This window comes from Microvirga lotononidis (genome assembly GCF_034627025.1).
Taxonomy (GTDB): domain Bacteria; phylum Pseudomonadota; class Alphaproteobacteria; order Rhizobiales; family Beijerinckiaceae; genus Microvirga; species Microvirga lotononidis.
Genome location: NZ_CP141048.1, coordinates 4630817 through 4646476, shown reverse-complemented (window position 1 = coordinate 4646476; position 15660 = coordinate 4630817). Strand labels below are relative to the sequence as shown.

The following is a 15660-nucleotide window of genomic DNA, read 5'->3' as shown; positions in this document are numbered from 1 at the left end:
ACGATGATGAAAGGAGGCGTTGAGAACCTTCCCGCGCGCGACCGCGTGCGGATTCCGAGCGATCGGGCAGCCGCGTTCACGCAGCACGCGATGCGTGCCGTCGAGATGATAAATCGGCGCGAGTGAGAAAGCTTAGCGCGTCAGCAGCGCAGATGCGCCAGCATTTGACGCATTGGATGCCTTAACGAATGTCTCGGCGGATGCGACGTGTCGTGGATTGTGGGTGCTGGGGAGGGCATTTGTCAGGCTCCGTCATGGGCCGCTGTCGATGCTACGGCGGGAGCCCCCTCTGTCATTGGCCTGAGAGCTTCATCGCAGCCAGGGGAGCCGGCGGCGACTTTCACCATGGGCGGGAGCAAGATGCTCCACTTTTCAGAGTGTCAGACAATGAAGCGGTCCTTGGTGCCTGAGAGTTTCCGGGGCAGTTGCTCCTTCGGCGGCCAGCGGACTGGCTCTCTCCCGCTCATTGCTAAGGTCAATTCGCCTTTGTTTGTGGCGGAACTGTGTCATCGTCCGCCTCAAACCGCTCTACCGAGCGCCAAGATGACGGACGCATCTACCGGCTGACCGATGAAATACGATCGGTGTTGCGGAAGTTGTGGCACCTCTGCCCCTCACGAGCCGAACTTCCGAGGGACGTCGACCAGCTTGCGAAATGTCAAAGCGGTCGTCGAAGAAGGCGGTAGCAATCCAGTCACCACCTTCGCCGCGAGGCGATACGGCCTCGTCCCAAATTGTCAAAACATTGGCTCAACGGGTCAAGCAGACGACCCCGCGAGGTCCAAATTAAGCAATGTCGGTATGTCGGCGATTGCGTGGGCACTGGTAGCCACTCCGGCGGCTGGTCATAGGACAACGGGATCAGAGGCGACTATGACGGTTGTGACATCAACTCAGAGTTCCACTCAGCCAACGCGCCAGCACCTGAAATACGACCGGCTGGTGGCAACGGCGCAGTCCCTGCAGAAGCTGAAGGTTGCGGTGGCGCATCCCTGCGATGCTGCCTCGTTGGGTGCCGTGTTCGAGGCGGTCGAGCTCGGCCTGATCGATCCGATTCTCGTCGGGCCGCAGGCCAAGATCACGGGCACCGCACAGGCTTTAGGCAAGTCGGTCGCCACGATGCGCATCGTCGATGCTCCGCATAGCCATGCAGCGGCCGAGAGAGCTGTGGACATCGTCAGGGCCGGCGAGGCAGAGGCGCTGATGAAGGGCAGTCTGCATACGGACGAGCTCATGGGCGCGGTGGTTCGCCGCGAGGGCGGCCTGCGGACCGCACGCCGGATCAGCCATTGCTTCGTGATGGATGTCCCCTATCACGAGACGGCCCTCATCATCACGGACGCGGCGGTCAACATCGCGCCGACGCTGGAGGACAAGGTCCACATCGTCCAGAATGCCATCGATCTGGCCCGGGCGATGCGGGTCGATCCAGTCCGGGTAGCAATCCTTTCGGCGATGGAGACGGTCAACCCGAAGGTGCCCTCGACCATCGAGGCCGCGGCCCTGTGCAAGATGGCCGACCGCGGGCAGATTACAGGTGCCATCCTGGACGGCCCCCTGGCGCTCGACAACGCCATCGATCTCGGCGCGGCGAAGATCAAGAAGATCCAGTCGCCCGTCGCCGGGCAGGCGAACGTGCTGGTCGTACCCGATCTCGAAGCCGGCAACATGCTTGCCAAGAGCCTGACCTTCCTGGCCGACGCGGACGCTGCCGGCATCGTGCTCGGGGCACGGGTCCCGGTCATCCTCACCAGCAGGGCGGACTCGACGATCACGCGCCTGGCTTCCTGTGCCGTGGCTTCGCTCGTGGCCGATGTGCAGCGCAAGCAACTCGCCGTCCCGGAGGTGTGAGCCATGATGCCCGTCCTCATCGTTCTCAACGCCGGCTCCTCGAGCCTCAAGTTCCAGGTGTATGACACGCCCGACGGCGCTGACCCTCGCGTCGCATTCAAAGGATTGTTCGAGGGGCTGGGAGGATCGGCACGTTTCGTCGTCAAGGACGCCAGCGGTCAGCTCCTGGACGAGATGACGTGGAGCTCCGGTGACCGGCTCGGCCACGAGGAGGCGCTGATGCATCTCATCGCATGGCTGCGGCAGCATCAGGAGGGGCGCAGGCTCGCGGCTATCGGGCACCGGGTCGTCCATGGCGGCGAAACCTTCTCCGGCCCAGTCGTCGTTGACGAAGCCGTGGTTGAGATTTTGGAAACGCTGGTGCCGCTGGCCCCCCTGCATCAACCCCATAACCTGGAGCCGATCCGGATCGTCCGTCGGCGCTTGCCGGGGTTGCCGCAAGTCGCCTGCTTCGATACTGCTTTCCATCAAGCACAGCCCGAAATCGCCAGGATGTTCGCCCTCCCGCGCGAGATGCGCGAGCGCGGTGTGCGTCGCTACGGCTTTCACGGGCTGTCCTACGACTACATTTCATCCGTGCTCAAGGATTACGATCCAAGTCTCGCGGAGGGGAGGGTGGTCGTCGCGCATCTCGGGAACGGTGCGAGTCTCTGTGCACTCCACAAGGGTGCGAGCATCGCCACCACGATGGGCTTCTCGGCCCTCGACGGCCTTCCTATGGGAACGCGCTGCGGAGCCGTCGATCCAGGGGTTGTATTCTACATGCTCCGAGAGATGAATCTTAGCCCGGATGAGGCAGAGCGCATGCTCTACACGAAGTCCGGCCTTCTCGGAGTGTCCGGCTTGTCGAACGACATGCGGGTGCTGCGGGCGAACGCAGAAACCAATCCAGATGCCAAGCGCGCCATCGACCTTTTTGTATACCGCATCACCCGGGAAGTCGGGTCACTCGTGGCGGCGCTTGGCGGGCTCGATGGCCTCGTCTTCACCGGCGGCATCGGCGAGAACGACGTAGCAACCCGATCTGAGGTGCTGGCCGGCCTTGCGTGGGCGGGCTTCGTGCTCGACGAAGCCGCCAATCGTTCCGGCAGGCCGCGTATTTCCGGCGGATCCGGACCGGCCGCGTGGATCATCCCGACCAATGAAGAACTGGTGATCGCCCGGCAAACGCGCAGCGTGCTTGGCACGGCGCAAGCCAAACTTGCATCCTGACCACGGAGATTGATGCCATGGAAACCGTGAAGACGAAGGCGGATGTGTCCAGCGCCGAGCAGGAGCTTGGGGATGAGACGTTCATGTCGGCGGGCGATCTGCGGAACTACATGACCGAGATGCAGATGGCGAAGGCCACCAAGTCGGTCGAGGGCATGGACCGTGCCGAGAAGGCACGCCAGGACTTAGTCAAGCGCCTGTCCGAGCCGCTCACCCTGACGCCTGAGGCGTTGCGGGACATCCTCCAGCCGCTGAAGGCGAAGCTGCGCGCGGCGGCAGAGCGCGGGCAGACCGAGCTGATGGTCATGCGCTTTCCCAACGCCCTGTGCACCGACCATGGCCGGGCGATCAACAACGCGGATCCGGCTTGGCCCGAAACCCTGATCGGACGCCCGCGGCAGGCTTACGAACTCTGGCGCGACCAACTCCGTCCTGCGGGGTTCCGGCTGAGTGCCCTGATCATCGAATGGCCGGGTGGCTTGCCGGGTGATGTCGGCTTTTTCCTTAAATGGGGCGACACCAAGAACTGAACGCCTCGGCAGTAACCTTCGGCGGGACAAGTGCCATGCAGCAAGTCGAATCCAGTAGCGACGAACGACATGACGGCAGGCCGGAGCTTGTGGTGGAGCTTGGCCGGGCGCAAGCCAAGGTCGCGCAGGTCTATCACGAGCGCTGCGCGACCGCATTCGAACGCTACTTCGACGCCGTGAGAGCTGCCACCGAGCCTTGGAGGGACGGGGCGGCTCGCTCGGGATCGCCCCTCGACCTGTGGCGGGATGCCAGTGCCTATTGGCTCGACGCGACTCAGCGCTCCGTTCTGTTTTGGGACACCCTGCGCCAGCGCGGCAACAATTGGATCGAGCATGAGAAAGCTGGAAAGCCGCCTCTGCTCGCTTTCGAATGGGAGATCGTTGCGGATGCCCGCTCGTTCGAACGGCCCGTGAACTATGCTCTGGTGAGCATCGTCCCGCCGGCTGGCGTCAGGACTGATCCGAACCGCCGTCCCTTCGTCATCATCGACCCGCGCGCTGGCCACGGGCCCGGCATCGGCGGGTTCAAGGAGGCTTCGCAGGTCGGCGTAGCGCTCAAGGCCGGACACCCTGTCTACTTCGTGATCTTCTTCCCCGAGCCAATGCCCGGCCAGACCCTCGCGGACGTCTCCCGCGCAGAAGCGGAATTCCTTCGCATCGTCGGAGAACGTCATCCCAAGACGCGCAAGCCCGTCCTGTTCGGCAACTGCCAAGGAGGCTGGGCCTCCATGCTGGTCGGCGCCGTCGAGCCGGACCTCGTCGGCCCGATCGTGATCAACGGCGCGCCCATGTCGTACTGGGCCGGTAACGATGGCGAGAACCCGATGCGTTACGCGGGCGGGCTTCTCGGCGGCCTCTGGCCGGCTCTTCTCGCCAGCGACCTTGGTGCCGGGAAATTCGATGGCGCTTCCTTGGTCGAGAATTTCGAGTACCTCAACCCTGCCAATACCTATTTCGACAAATATTATACGCTCTTCTCGAAGATCGACACCGAGCCCGAGCGCTTCCTGGAGTTCGAGCGCTGGTGGGGCGGATTCTTCCTCATGAACCGGCAGGAGATCAAATGGATCGTCGAGAATCTGTTCGTCGGAAACAACCTGGCTGACGGCGATGCCGAGTGGTCCGAGGGGCGCGCGTTCGATCTTCGGTCGATCAGGTCGCCCATCATCCTGTTCGCATCATTGGGCGACAATATCACGCCTCCGCAGCAGGCCTTCAACTGGGTAGCTGACCTGTATCCGACCACCGAGGCTCTCAAGGCCAATGGACAGGTCATCGTCGGTCTGATGCACAAGAGTGTAGGTCATCTCGGTATCTTCGTCTCCGGGGCAGTCGCCAAGAAGGAATACACCCACATCGTAGACCTGATCGATTATATCGAGCACCTGCCGCCGGGGCTGTACGGCATGCAGATCGAGGATCAGAAGTCGCCAGATGGTAGCCTGCACTACGATGTGACGCTGACGGAGATGCGCGTCGAAGACTTGCAAGCGCTGCAGAAATACGGCCGTAAGGACGAAATGCCGTTCGAGGCAGTCGAGAAAACCTCGGAGATGCTCGCCGCCGCTTATGAGACCTTCGTTCATCCCTTTCTTGCACCGACGGTCACACCTGCGGCAGCCGGCATTGCCAGGGCGTTCAATCCTCAAAGGTTTCAGCGGTGGGCCGTGTCCGATCTCAATCCCTTCTTCTGGCCACTGAAGGGTGCCGCGGATATTGCCAAGGCAAACCGGGCGCCTCGCGACAATGAGGGGCCTGCAGCAAGGATGGAGCGCTCTAGCGCCGCCATGGTCTCCGCCTCATGGGATCTCTTTCGCGATCTGCGCGATGCGGCGGTCGAGAATACGTTCTTCCGCATCTATGGTCCTGCCGGCATGGGAATGGCCGCAGAAGATAAGGGTACCGTCGCGGAGGAGCCGACCGATGTCCGCAATGCTCCCTTCGTGAAGGAGGCGCTGGCGCGCATCGAAGAAGGGGATCGAACGGAAGCCATGGTCCGTGCCGCCCTTCTGCTGATGAAGGCCGGTACCGGCCGGCGGCGGCTCTCGGCTATGAAGCGAGCGAGAGAACTCGTCGGCCAGGATGTCGGATTGCTCGACATGCCGACCGAGACGGCCCGCGAAATCATTCGCGAGCAGTCCTACATCGTCGATTTCGAGCCGGTGAAGGCGCTTCTGGCGCTTCCCAAGCTCCTGCGGACATCGGTCGATCGGCGCATGCTGCTCGACATGCTCGGCCATGTCGAGGGTCGGATCGAAGCCAATGCCAAGCAAGTCGCTCTGCTCGGCGAGATCCGACACCTTCTGGCCGAGGATCCGAGCCAAGGCAGGACCAAGGCTGAGCCGATCACTTTGACGCTGGTGGAACGCGAGGAAGACGAACACCCTGGGATCGAAGTAAGGCAGGGATCGTCCCGTCGCGCGAGCGGCAAGAGACGCACGAGGGAAAATCCATGAACGATCGACCCGATGAACTAATCAGATCTGCCATCCAATCGAAGATTCTGCGTGGTAAACGGGCTCTGGTCCTCGGAATCGCCAACGAGCATTCGATTGCCTATGGCTGTGCCCGGGTCTTCCGTGACCTCGGCGCGGATCTTGCCGTCACCTACCTGAACGAGAAGGCGAGACCCTATGTCGAGCCTCTCGCCAGGGAACTCGGGGCATCCATCTTTGCGCCCTGCGATGTGGCTCAGTCAGGGCAGCTGGAATCCGTCTTCGAGCAGATCCGCACAACGTGGGGCAGCCTCGACATCGCGCTGCATTCCATCGCCTTCGCGCCGAAGAATGACCTCCAGGGCCGATTGGTCGACAGCTCGGACGAGGGTTTCAAGGTGGCGATGGATATCTCATGCCACTCCTTCATTCGGATGGCGCGGCTTGCGGAGCCGCTGATGTCCGAAGGCGGCACCCTGTTGGCCATGAGCTATCACGGGGCTGAGAAGGTCGTCCCGAACTACAACCTCATGGGGCCTGTAAAGGCGGCGCTGGAGAGCGCCGTCAGGTACCTCGCTTATGAGCTGGGCCAGAGGCACATCCGCGTGCATGCTGTCTCGCCCGGCCCCTTGAAAACACGGGCTGCCTCCGGCCTGAAGGATTTCGACGTCCTTCTTACCGAGGCCGTCGAACGTGCGCCTATTGGCGAACTGGTCGATATCGAGGATGTCGGCCTCACCGCAGCCTATCTGACGACGCCGTTCGCCAGAAGACTGACCGGAACGACCACTTATGTCGACGGCGGACTCAGCATCATGGCTTGACCCCGCCCTGTGCGTGAGCATGCGGTCGAAACAGGAGGAAGTACGAATGGCCGCCATTCTCCGGTGCTTGAAATGGGCCGCAGGCTCCACAGCGCCAGCGCTCCCATTCCTTCCCAAGGAGGAAGGACCAATGGGCGCTTGCGAGAGGCACTCGGCGACGGGGCGGAGATTGCGCGAAATGGACCGGCCGAACCGGGCGCTCCGTCGAACCCGTACCGGTTGCTGAGATCGTCACGCCGGGAGGAAAAGGTGCGCACTCTGGACCCGCAGGATGCGATGGACAACGGAGAGCGGAGCGCCGCTGCCGAGGCATCCTATGTCGAGAAGGCGCTCGGGCTCGTGCTCCTTCTGGTTCTGGTCATCGGCTGCATCTACACCCTGGCACCGTTCCTGAAAGCCATCTTCCTCGCCGTCGCGCTGTGCGTGTCGACATGGTCCCTGTTTCGGAAGGTCGCCAGACGGTTGGGGCGGCGCACGACGGCTGCTGCCCTGCTCATGACCCTGATGATCGCCGGCCTGCTCGTGCTCCCGCTTCTTGCGCTGGGTGCGAACCTGACCGACGACGTCGCCCGGCTCACCGCCGCCGTCCGATCCGCCATCGACCAAGGGCTGCCGCCACCCGACTGGCTCGGGCGCATCCCCCTGGTCGGTCGTGAGATCGAGACGGTCTGGCTCGAGGCATCCCAACAGGGCAAGGGGCTTGGGCCGGCATTGTCGCCCTATGCCGTCCCGCTGCGGGATTGGGCGTTGCGCCAAGGCGGTACGCTCCTCTCGGGCACCTTCCAGGTGGCCTTCGGCATCCTGCTGGCCTTCTTCTTCTACCGCGACGGCGCCTATGTGGAGCGCCGTGTCCAATGGGCCATGGCGCGCCTCGGCGGCTGGCGGGCGCGCCATGTGCTGAAGACGGCAGGCGCCACCATCAAGAGCGTCGTCAACGGAGTTCTCGGCACGGCGCTCATTCAGGGCATTCTGCTCGGCTTCAGCTTCTGGCTCGCGAGCGTGCCCGGCGCCATTCTGCTCGGGGCCGTGGGGGTAATCATCACGCTTGTGCCCATGGGTCTCCTGCTGCTCTGGCTGCCGGCGGGCCTGTGGCTGATGTCTGAGGGACATACCGGGTGGGCAATATTCGTGATGGCCTGGAACGGGCTTTTGGTCGGAAGTCTCGACAACGTGCTGCGACCGTACCTGATCAGCCGCGGTGTCCGGATGCCGATGGTGATGATCTTTCTGGGCGTGCTCGGCGGGCTGCTGGCCTTCGGGATCATCGGCGTCTTCCTCGGACCCGTCCTCCTTGCCGTCGCCTACACCCTTTTTCAGGACTGGGGCCGCACCGGTGACGCTGCGCCTTAAGGAGGACGGGATGAGAACCATCAAACTGCAGGATGCCGTTGCACTGATCCCGGCGGGCGCGATCCTGATGGTGGGCGGCTTCATGGGCGTTGGAACGCCCGAGCCCTTGATCGACGAACTCGTACGGCAGCAGAAATCCGATCTGACGGTTATTGCCAATGACACGGCGGCACCGGGTATCGGCATCGGCAAGCTGATCACGGCCAAGCTCCTGCGCCGGGTGATCGTGAGCCATATCGGCCTCAATCCCGAAACGCAGCAGCAGATGCTGGCCGGGGAGCTGCAGGTGGATCTCGTTCCGCAGGGCACCCTCGCCGAGCGCATTCGTGCCGGTGGTTTCGGGCTGGGCGGCATCCTGACCGCGACCGGCATCGGCACCATTGCAGAGGAGGGGAAGCAGAGGTTGACGGTCGATGGCCGCGATTACCTGCTGGAGCCCGCCCTGCGCGCCGACTTCGCCCTCGTGCATGCCTTCATTGCCGACTACCTGGGCAATCTCCAATACGCACTGACGGCGCGCAACTTCAATCCGCTGATGGCGATGGCCGCCGACACCGTCGTCGTGCAGGCGGAGAACATCGTCCCCGTCGGCGTCGTCGCGCCTGACCATGTCATGACGCCCGCTCCGGTGGTAGACTACCTCATTGCGAAAGGCTGAGGCCATGGATGCGCAAACCCTTATCGCTCGACGTATCGCGCAGGAGTTGCGGGACGGGATGTTGGTCAACCTGGGCATTGGCATCCCGACCCTAGTGGCGAACTTCGTGCCCAAGGGAATCCATGTCTACTTCCAGTCCGAGAACGGCCTCATCGGTACAGGTCCGGTGCCGGAGCCCGGCATGGTTCTTCCATGGCTCACCGACGCAGGCGGAAAGCCCGTGACCGCCCTGCCGGGAGCGTCCGCCTTCGACAGCGCCATGTCCTTCGGCCTGATCCGCGGCGGGCATCTCGACATCACGGTTCTCGGTGGTCTTCAGGTCGACCGGCGTGGTCTTCTCGCCAACTGGATGGTTCCGGGCAAGATGGTGCCGGGGATGGGCGGAGCCATGGATCTCGTGGCCGGAGCCAAACGCGTCATCGTCGCCATGCAGCATACGGCTAAGGGGCGCCCGAAGATCGTGCGGGAATGCTCGTTGCCGCTCACCTCGAGCCGGCCGGTCGATCTCGTCGTGACGGAACTTGCGGTTATCGGCTTTCCCGAAGGGCGCGCCACACTTCTCGAGACGCAGGATGGCGTCACGGTGGACGAGGTCGTCGCAGCAACCGAGGCCGATCTCGCAATTTCTCCGGAGCTCAAGAGCCCGATACCCCCGGCGGATGCGCCGGGGCCTGTTTCCCTGCCGCCCGTTGGAGAGGCTATATGACTGCAACGATAAATCCTGCCGCGCCTCATCATCTGCCGATCTTCATCACTGCGCCTGGTGGGACCGACGTCCTCATGGTGGTCGTAGCGATATTTCTGGTGCTCGTCGTTCTGGCCGTGGGACTTCTCTTCCTGCGGCTGCATACCCTGCCTGAGCGCATGGCGCACAAGTCCAAGAAGATCCAGTTCGAGTTCGTTGCCGTGTTGGGTCTCCTGGCCCTGTTCACGCACGTACATCTCTTTTGGGTGGCAGGGTTGCTGCTCGCCCTGATCGATATTCCGGACTTCGGGGGCACCCTCAACAGGATGGCGGGATCGCTCGAGAAAATTGCCGGCATTCCGCCCGGCAAGGGCGCGGACGATGTGCCGGACGAGGGTGCGCCTGTCGTTGCGCAGAGCGAGAACGTCGTGGAAGTGCCGCCGACCGTCACGCCTTATCGCCTTCCGAAGGAGCAATCCCATGCTTGAGCTTCTTCTTTGCTCCATGCTGACGATCCTCCCGGATTATCTCTACCGCCGGTACGCCCAGGGCAAGCGGCTCGGGAAGGAGATCACGCTCTATTCGGTGTGGTTCGAATTACGGTGGGGCATCGTTACTTGTCTGATGCTCACCATCGGGCTGATCACGGTCGTCTTCTACAACCATCCGTCCACCACGAATGCGACGGCATATTTCCGCACCATTCCGATCCTGCCCGAGACCAACGGGCGTGTCGCCCAGGTCTATATCGAAGGCGTGAGCGGTCCGGTCAAACAGGGCGCTCCGATCTTCCGGCTCGACAGCTCCAAGCAGGAGGCCGCCGCAGAAACGGCTCGACGCAGGATTGCCGAGACCGATGCAGCCATGGTGGTGGCGCAGGCCGACCTCCTGGCCGCCGATGGCAAGATCCAGGAGGCCAAGAGCGCCTATCAGCAGGCGGTTGACGAGCTGGCGACCAAGCAGGAGATCTACCGGCGCAATCCGGGCGCCGTGGCTACACGCGATATTGAGAAGCTGCAGGTAGCCGTGCAGGGCCGCCAGGGCAGTATAGACGCCGCCAACGCTGCCAAGCAGCAGGCGGAGGCGCAGCTCTCCACGCTGCTCCCTGCTCAGAAGGCCAGCGCCGAGGCCGAGTTGGCCCAGGATGAAGTCGACCTGTCGAAGACCGTCATCCGGGCCGGTGTGGACGGGCGCGTGGAGCAGTTCACGCTTCGGGTTGGCGACATCGTCAACCCGCTCATGCGACCGGCCGGGGTGCTCATTCCGGCGGGCGCCGGACGCGGGAGCCTGCAGGCGGGCTTCGGGCAGGTCGAGTCCCAGGCGCTGGCGATCGGCATGGTTGCCGAGGCCACCTGTGCGTCCAAACCCTGGACGGTAATCCCGATGGTGGTGACCGGCGTGCAGGACTTCATCGCCGCCGGACAGATCCGCAGTGGCGAGCAGCTGATCGACGCGCAACAGGTGACGCGTCCGGGAACGGTCCTGGCCTTTCTCGAGCCGCTCTACGAGGGAGGGTTCGACGGCATCACCCCGGGCAGCAGCTGCATCGTCAATGCTTATTCCAGCCACCATGAGGAAATCATCGCCCCCGAGACCGGCATGGTTCGGCGGACCGTCCTTCATGCGGTGGATGCAGTTGGGCTGGTGCATGCGATGATCCTGCGCATTCAGACGCTGTTGTATCCGATCCAAACCCTCGTGTTCGGCGGGCACTGAGGATACCATCTGGGAGCAGCGCCATGGCCACTCTGCTTTTCGAGCTGATATCGCCGGAGCGCGTTCTGTTCTCAGGCGATGTGCGCGCGGTCATGCTGCCGGCGACGGAAGGCGACATGACCGTCATGCCCGGACATGAACCGACCATCGTGATGCTCAATCCCGGCATCGTCGCGCTGACCGACGCCCAAGGGCATGGACATCGCGCCTTTGTCCGGAGTGGCTTCGTCGAGATCACCAATTCCGGCGTCTCGGTCCTGGCAGAGCGCGTGCTGCCGCCGGAGGAGCTCACGCGAGACCGGCTCGACGAAGAGATTTTGCGTTTCGAGACGATGCGTGACGCGTTGCGTGACGAAAAGGCGCGCCGAGAGGCGGAATTCGCCATCAGCCGCCTGGAGCAGGTGAAGACAACCCTTTCCTTCTGAGGAAAGAATCCAGTCAAGGAGGATGATCCATGACCACGGTGCAGAAGAGATCAGGAATGTCGGAGACATTGCGCAGTGGAACCGGGATTGCTTTGCCCGATACCGGCGGTCGGGCCCTAGCAAATGTCACGGAAGCGTGGTTTGCCGCAAGCGCCGAATGTCAGCGCGAAATGATCGGCTTCGTTTCCATGCGGCTGGAGAAGGACGGGGAGGTCGCCCGTGAGATGATGGCCAGCAAGAGCCTGACGGATGTTGCGGCCATCCAGTCGCGCTGGATGGAGGAAACCCTGCGCGATTACAACAACGAAATGGGCAAGCTGATGACCATCTGCACCAAGTCGGTCAATGGCGGAGCCGGTGCAAAGGGGTAGAGGCTTCCACGCCCTGTGCGCCTGCCCGACGGACCTTGGCCGCATCAGGCAGGCGCGCCCGCTCACCATGTACTGGACCGGACCTGAGTGACGGCCACTGCCATCAGCTCCGCCATTTTCTGGCGGATCTGTTCTTCGGAAAGGTTGACACCGCCGGCTTCGAAGTCGACCCGAAGCTTCTCGACGAGACCTGCGTCGACAACCTGCGCCACCAGACTGCGACCGACTTCGTTGACGTAATCGTCGGCTTTCTGGCCTTTAAGGCCGAGCTGGGTGGCGGCCCATTGCCCAAGGAGCCTGTTGCGCCGCGCCAGTGCGCGAAACCGAGCTTCCTCGTCATGGGCGAACATCTGCTCGAAGGCCCGCTCGCGATCTTCGAAAAGCGTCATGGGGCACCTCCAGGCTCATCATGGCTGAAAGATCGAGAGGCCATCATACACGAGAACGTGGCTCCCTTGGGTATGGCTCGCGTTGGATCGCGCTCAATCCTGCGCGAGCGCTCGGAGCTCCTGCAGGGGCAGTCATGGTCGAAGTCAGATGGGTGATTAAGACGCTCGACGAACCGGAGCGCGTAAGGCCACTGGTGGAGAAGCACGTATGACCGATCCAAAGGCCGCCCAAAGAACCATCCTCCGCAACAAGCTCCTCGGCAGATGGGCTGCCGAGAGACTGGGCATCTCGGGACGAGATGCCGACATCTACTCGGACGCGCTCGCGAGGGACGCGGTCGACCCAGAGCGAAGCGACGTGTTCCGCAAAATTCGCCAGGACTTCGACGCCGCGGGCGTGATCCAGTCCGACGAGCAGATCCGGCAGGTCATGACCGAGCTCATGGTCAAGGCCGGGAACCTGATGCCGACGAAACAGGGAGACAACCTTGATGCCGCGGCGGTGGCTCTCGCGCGCAATCTCATGTCGCGATAGGGGCTGTTGACATATACGCCGCCGCAGGACTCTCACCCCTCGTCGATGATTTTCAGGCGCCCGCGCTTGATGAACAGAAGGCGATGCAATTCCGGCTCGCCGACGACCGCGCAGAGCTCTCGGAAGCCGAAGAAGGGCAGCAGGGCGACGAACAGGAGCAATGTCGTCGTCACGATGCCGAATGGAGTGCCGCCGCCGACGTCGGACAGGCTCTCGGCCAGGGTCTTGCTGCGGAAATCTCCCATGAGAAGACCTTCGAGAATCTCGCAGGCCGCCAGCAGACCCGAGTAGATCGCCGCCTTGAAGACCATGCCATAGATCAGCGGCTCCCGCTCGTAGCGCTCGCCCACCTTCAGCTCCTCCGCCACGAACAGGATCTTCGCCAGCACGAGCGCATTCACGATGGCGAAGCTCTGCCGGTAGGGGAGGCCGCTTTCCTCCAGGATCAGCGACTTGTGCAGGGAGGAAATGGCCAGCAGGCCCCAGAAATAGAGAAAGATTACGCCGAAGCGTTTGAGGCCGCCGATCGCCTTCTGCCTGCGGGTGAGAGGCGCTGCATCGGACATCGTGCCTCTCCTTCGTTCGAGGAGGTCAACCTGACGCATCATGCGGAATGGGCCGGAGAGCCGATCTCCGGCCCATCCACGCCGCGCCGCCCTCAGGCGTGCGGGTCAGGCCGCTTCGCGCTTCTCGCGCAGGAGGTGAGCAAGAAGCATGCGGCGTGCACGCCGGCGACGCAGGATCTGGCTGCCGATCAGGAGGCGCATCAGCCGACGTTCGTCATCGCCGTGCTCACCCTCGTCCTCTTCGCCGAAGCCTTCGTCCTCGCCGCGCTTCTCGCGCATGAGGTGGGCGAGAAGCATGCGGCGGACGCGCCGGCGCCTCAGGATCGCGCTGCCGATCAGGAGGCGCAGGATGCGGCGTTCTTCTTCGCCGCCTTCCTCCACGCCGGTCTCGTCCTCATCGTCCTCCTCGCCGTAGCCTTCGTCCTCTCCGCGCCTTTCACGCAGGAGATGGGCGAGGAGTACACGGCGCATGCGCCTGCGCCGCAGCAGGCGGCTGGCGATCAGCAGGCGCAGGATGCGGCGTTCCTCGTCCCCACCTTCCTCGCCTTCGTCGCCCTCGTCCTCTTCGCCGAAATCCTCATGCTCGCCGCGTCTTTCACGCAGGAGATGGGCCAGCAGCAGGCGGCGCATGCGCCGACGCCTCACGGCCCGGGCCGCGAGCGGGAGCCTCAGGATGCGGCCCCTCTCGCCTTCCTCGCCTTCCTCCTCGTCGCCGAAATCCTCCTCGCCGGCATCCTCGTCTTCGTCCTCGCGTCCCTCCCGCAGGAGATGGGCGAGCAACAGGCGACGCATCCGCTGGCGCTTCAGCATGCGGCTGCCGATCAGGACGCGCGCAAGCTCATCATCACGAGCGTTCAAGGCCATGATTGTCTCCTTTGTTTGATCAGGTTGCTTCAGGGGCGGCGCGTTCCGGGCCCGCCTCCGTCGGCCGTCCCTCGGGGGCCTTGGAGCGGGACTTGAGGCTGTGATGGATCAGCGTTTCGACGATGGCCCGATCCAGCACGTCACGCCGCATCAGGCGCGCAGCCGGGCTTTCATCGATCAGCGGCTTCAGCAGGATGCGGCGAAGGTCGGCATCCGCCTTGGGTTCCTTGGCTTCGTCGGGCTCGTCCTCTCCGCCCAGCACGCAGGCGATCCCGGCCTCGAAGGCTTGCTCGAGCAGTTCTTCCAGCCCGGCATGGCCATTGTCCTTGGCCAAGGTAGCCTTCTCGTCCTTCGAGAGCTCATGGCGCGCGCCGGTGGCGTCGATGCCCTCGATCTGGATGATCGCGCCGGTCTTCGCATCCAGAGTCACGGCGAAACGATCCGGCCGGGTGGTCTGGTCCGACGCGGCAGGGGCGCCGTGCCTGCGGCCTTTGCGCGGTGGACCGGCGGACTTGTCGATGTGGTTCATGTGGAGTTCCTCCTGCGAATGTCCTCATCGCCCCGACCCATGAATCCTGCCCCCTCGCATCCGGACATCGGAGCCCTGCCTCGAGCGGGCCGGGCTCCGGCATGTCCTCTGCAGGATCCCGTCAGGTCCGATTCCGATGCCTCAGGGCCAGTCCCATGCCGATCCAGCCGGCGCCGGCGAAGAGCATGTCGATTCCGAGGAAGATGCCGAGCGCGAACAGGCTCGAAACGGGCCAATGGGCCAGGATGATGCCGCCCACCAGAAGGGTGACGACGCCCGACAGCGCGACCCAGACCCAGGGTGTGCCCTGCGTCATTTGCATCGACAGGAAGATGCGCAGGCAACCGGATACGATCAAGGCGATGCCCAGCATGAGCGTCAGGACGCTGGCGGCCAGGAGCGGATTGCGGAAGGTCACGATACCGGCGACCACATAGAGCGCGCCGAGCAGCGCCCAGAGGAAGAACTTGCCCCAGCTCTTCACGCTGAACGCATTGACGATCTCGGCGATGCCGCTCACCAGCATCATGGCACCGACGATCGCGACCGAGGCGACGGTCGCCAGGACGACGCTGCCGAGGGCGATGAGGCCGGCGATCACGAAGACGACGCCGAGCGCTACGATCCATCCCCATTTGACGCGCAGCGGCTCGAGCCCTTGATCCATGCGGCCCGGAAGGGGAGTTCCGATATTGGCGGTGTTGGACATGAGAAAACCTC

18 protein-coding genes and 1 riboswitch are annotated in these 15660 nt (G+C 63.5%); of the genes, 13 read left to right on the top strand and 5 right to left on the bottom strand.

Annotated elements, in window-relative coordinates; translation table 11 throughout:
• Positions 1 to 383 precede the first annotated feature (383 nt).
• Positions 384 to 472, bottom strand: a riboswitch (glycine riboswitch).
• 401 nt (positions 473 to 873) lie between these two features.
• The 12 genes from U0023_RS21890 to U0023_RS21835 all read left to right on the top strand — a co-directional run bounded on the left by U0023_RS21890 (position 874) and on the right by U0023_RS21835 (position 12057).
• Complete coding sequence (locus U0023_RS21890; protein WP_009490876.1) at positions 874 to 1851, top strand: phosphate acetyltransferase; 978 nt, start codon at positions 874 to 876, stop codon at positions 1849 to 1851.
• A gap of 3 nt (positions 1852 to 1854) precedes the next feature.
• Positions 1855 to 3063 (top strand): acetate/propionate family kinase, encoded by a 1209-nt coding sequence (locus U0023_RS21885; protein WP_009490877.1) that lies wholly within the window; start codon positions 1855 to 1857, stop codon positions 3061 to 3063.
• Between the two features lie 17 nt (positions 3064 to 3080).
• Positions 3081 to 3593, top strand: coding sequence for a hypothetical protein (locus tag U0023_RS21880; protein WP_009490878.1), 513 nt, complete (start codon positions 3081 to 3083; stop codon positions 3591 to 3593).
• Positions 3594 to 3628: 35 nt separating this feature from the next.
• A complete protein-coding gene (locus U0023_RS21875; protein ID WP_009490879.1) occupies positions 3629 to 6049 on the top strand; it encodes a DUF3141 domain-containing protein in 2421 nt (806 codons plus the stop codon).
• Positions 6046 to 6852: an enoyl-ACP reductase FabI gene (gene fabI, locus U0023_RS21870; RefSeq protein ID WP_009490880.1), complete on the top strand. Its 807-nt coding sequence runs from the start codon at positions 6046 to 6048 to the stop codon at positions 6850 to 6852. Before U0023_RS21875 ends, fabI begins: the two co-directional genes overlap by 4 nt.
• A 249-nt stretch (positions 6853 to 7101) precedes the next feature.
• Positions 7102 to 8202 carry an AI-2E family transporter gene (locus U0023_RS21865; RefSeq protein WP_009490881.1) on the top strand — a complete coding sequence of 367 codons (1101 nt, stop codon included), beginning with the start codon at positions 7102 to 7104 and terminating at the stop codon, positions 8200 to 8202.
• 10 nt (positions 8203 to 8212) lie between these two features.
• Positions 8213 to 8860: a CoA transferase subunit A gene (locus U0023_RS21860; RefSeq protein WP_009490882.1), complete on the top strand. Its 648-nt coding sequence runs from the start codon at positions 8213 to 8215 to the stop codon at positions 8858 to 8860.
• A 4-nt stretch (positions 8861 to 8864) separates the two neighbouring features.
• Complete coding sequence (locus U0023_RS21855; protein ID WP_009490883.1) at positions 8865 to 9566, top strand: 3-oxoacid CoA-transferase subunit B; 702 nt, start codon at positions 8865 to 8867, stop codon at positions 9564 to 9566.
• Complete coding sequence (locus U0023_RS21850; protein ID WP_009490884.1) at positions 9563 to 10033, top strand: hypothetical protein; 471 nt, start codon at positions 9563 to 9565, stop codon at positions 10031 to 10033. Before U0023_RS21855 ends, U0023_RS21850 begins: the two co-directional genes overlap by 4 nt.
• Positions 10026 to 11261 (top strand): HlyD family secretion protein, encoded by a 1236-nt coding sequence (locus tag U0023_RS21845; protein ID WP_009490885.1) that lies wholly within the window; start codon positions 10026 to 10028, stop codon positions 11259 to 11261. Before U0023_RS21850 ends, U0023_RS21845 begins: the two co-directional genes overlap by 8 nt.
• A 23-nt stretch (positions 11262 to 11284) precedes the next feature.
• On the top strand, positions 11285 to 11686 hold the full coding sequence (atpC, locus tag U0023_RS21840; protein ID WP_009490886.1) for an ATP synthase F1 subunit epsilon: 402 nt from the start codon (positions 11285 to 11287) through the stop codon (positions 11684 to 11686).
• Positions 11687 to 11715: 29 nt separating this feature from the next.
• Entirely contained in the window at positions 11716 to 12057 is a 342-nt protein-coding gene (locus U0023_RS21835) for a phasin family protein (protein ID WP_009490887.1), read from the top strand.
• Positions 12058 to 12119: 62 nt separating this feature from the next.
• Here U0023_RS21835 and U0023_RS21830 read toward each other — a convergent pair whose 3' ends face one another.
• Positions 12120 to 12446 carry a DUF1476 domain-containing protein gene (locus U0023_RS21830; protein ID WP_009490888.1) on the bottom strand — a complete coding sequence of 109 codons (327 nt, stop codon included), beginning with the start codon at positions 12444 to 12446 and terminating at the stop codon, positions 12120 to 12122.
• 208 nt (positions 12447 to 12654) lie between these two features.
• Between U0023_RS21830 and U0023_RS21825 the strand changes: the two genes are divergently transcribed.
• Entirely contained in the window at positions 12655 to 12981 is a 327-nt protein-coding gene (locus U0023_RS21825; RefSeq protein WP_009490889.1) for an ATPase inhibitor subunit zeta, read from the top strand.
• A 32-nt stretch (positions 12982 to 13013) separates the two neighbouring features.
• On the opposite strand, the gene U0023_RS21820 is transcribed toward U0023_RS21825, so the two are convergent.
• The 4 genes from U0023_RS21820 to U0023_RS21805 form a co-directional block, all read right to left on the bottom strand.
• Entirely contained in the window at positions 13014 to 13547 is a 534-nt protein-coding gene (locus tag U0023_RS21820; protein ID WP_009490890.1) for a hypothetical protein, read from the bottom strand.
• A 105-nt stretch (positions 13548 to 13652) separates the two neighbouring features.
• Positions 13653 to 14411, bottom strand: a complete 759-nt coding sequence (locus tag U0023_RS21815; RefSeq protein ID WP_009490891.1) for a hypothetical protein — start codon at positions 14409 to 14411, stop codon at positions 13653 to 13655.
• Positions 14412 to 14430: 19 nt separating this feature from the next.
• The gene (locus tag U0023_RS21810) at positions 14431 to 14940 is read right to left on the bottom strand and encodes a hypothetical protein (protein ID WP_009490892.1); all 510 of its coding nucleotides are present in this window, start codon (positions 14938 to 14940) and stop codon (positions 14431 to 14433) included.
• 121 nt (positions 14941 to 15061) lie between these two features.
• A complete protein-coding gene (locus U0023_RS21805; RefSeq protein WP_009490893.1) occupies positions 15062 to 15649 on the bottom strand; it encodes an HdeD family acid-resistance protein in 588 nt (195 codons plus the stop codon).
• Positions 15650 to 15660: the final 11 nt, after the last annotated feature.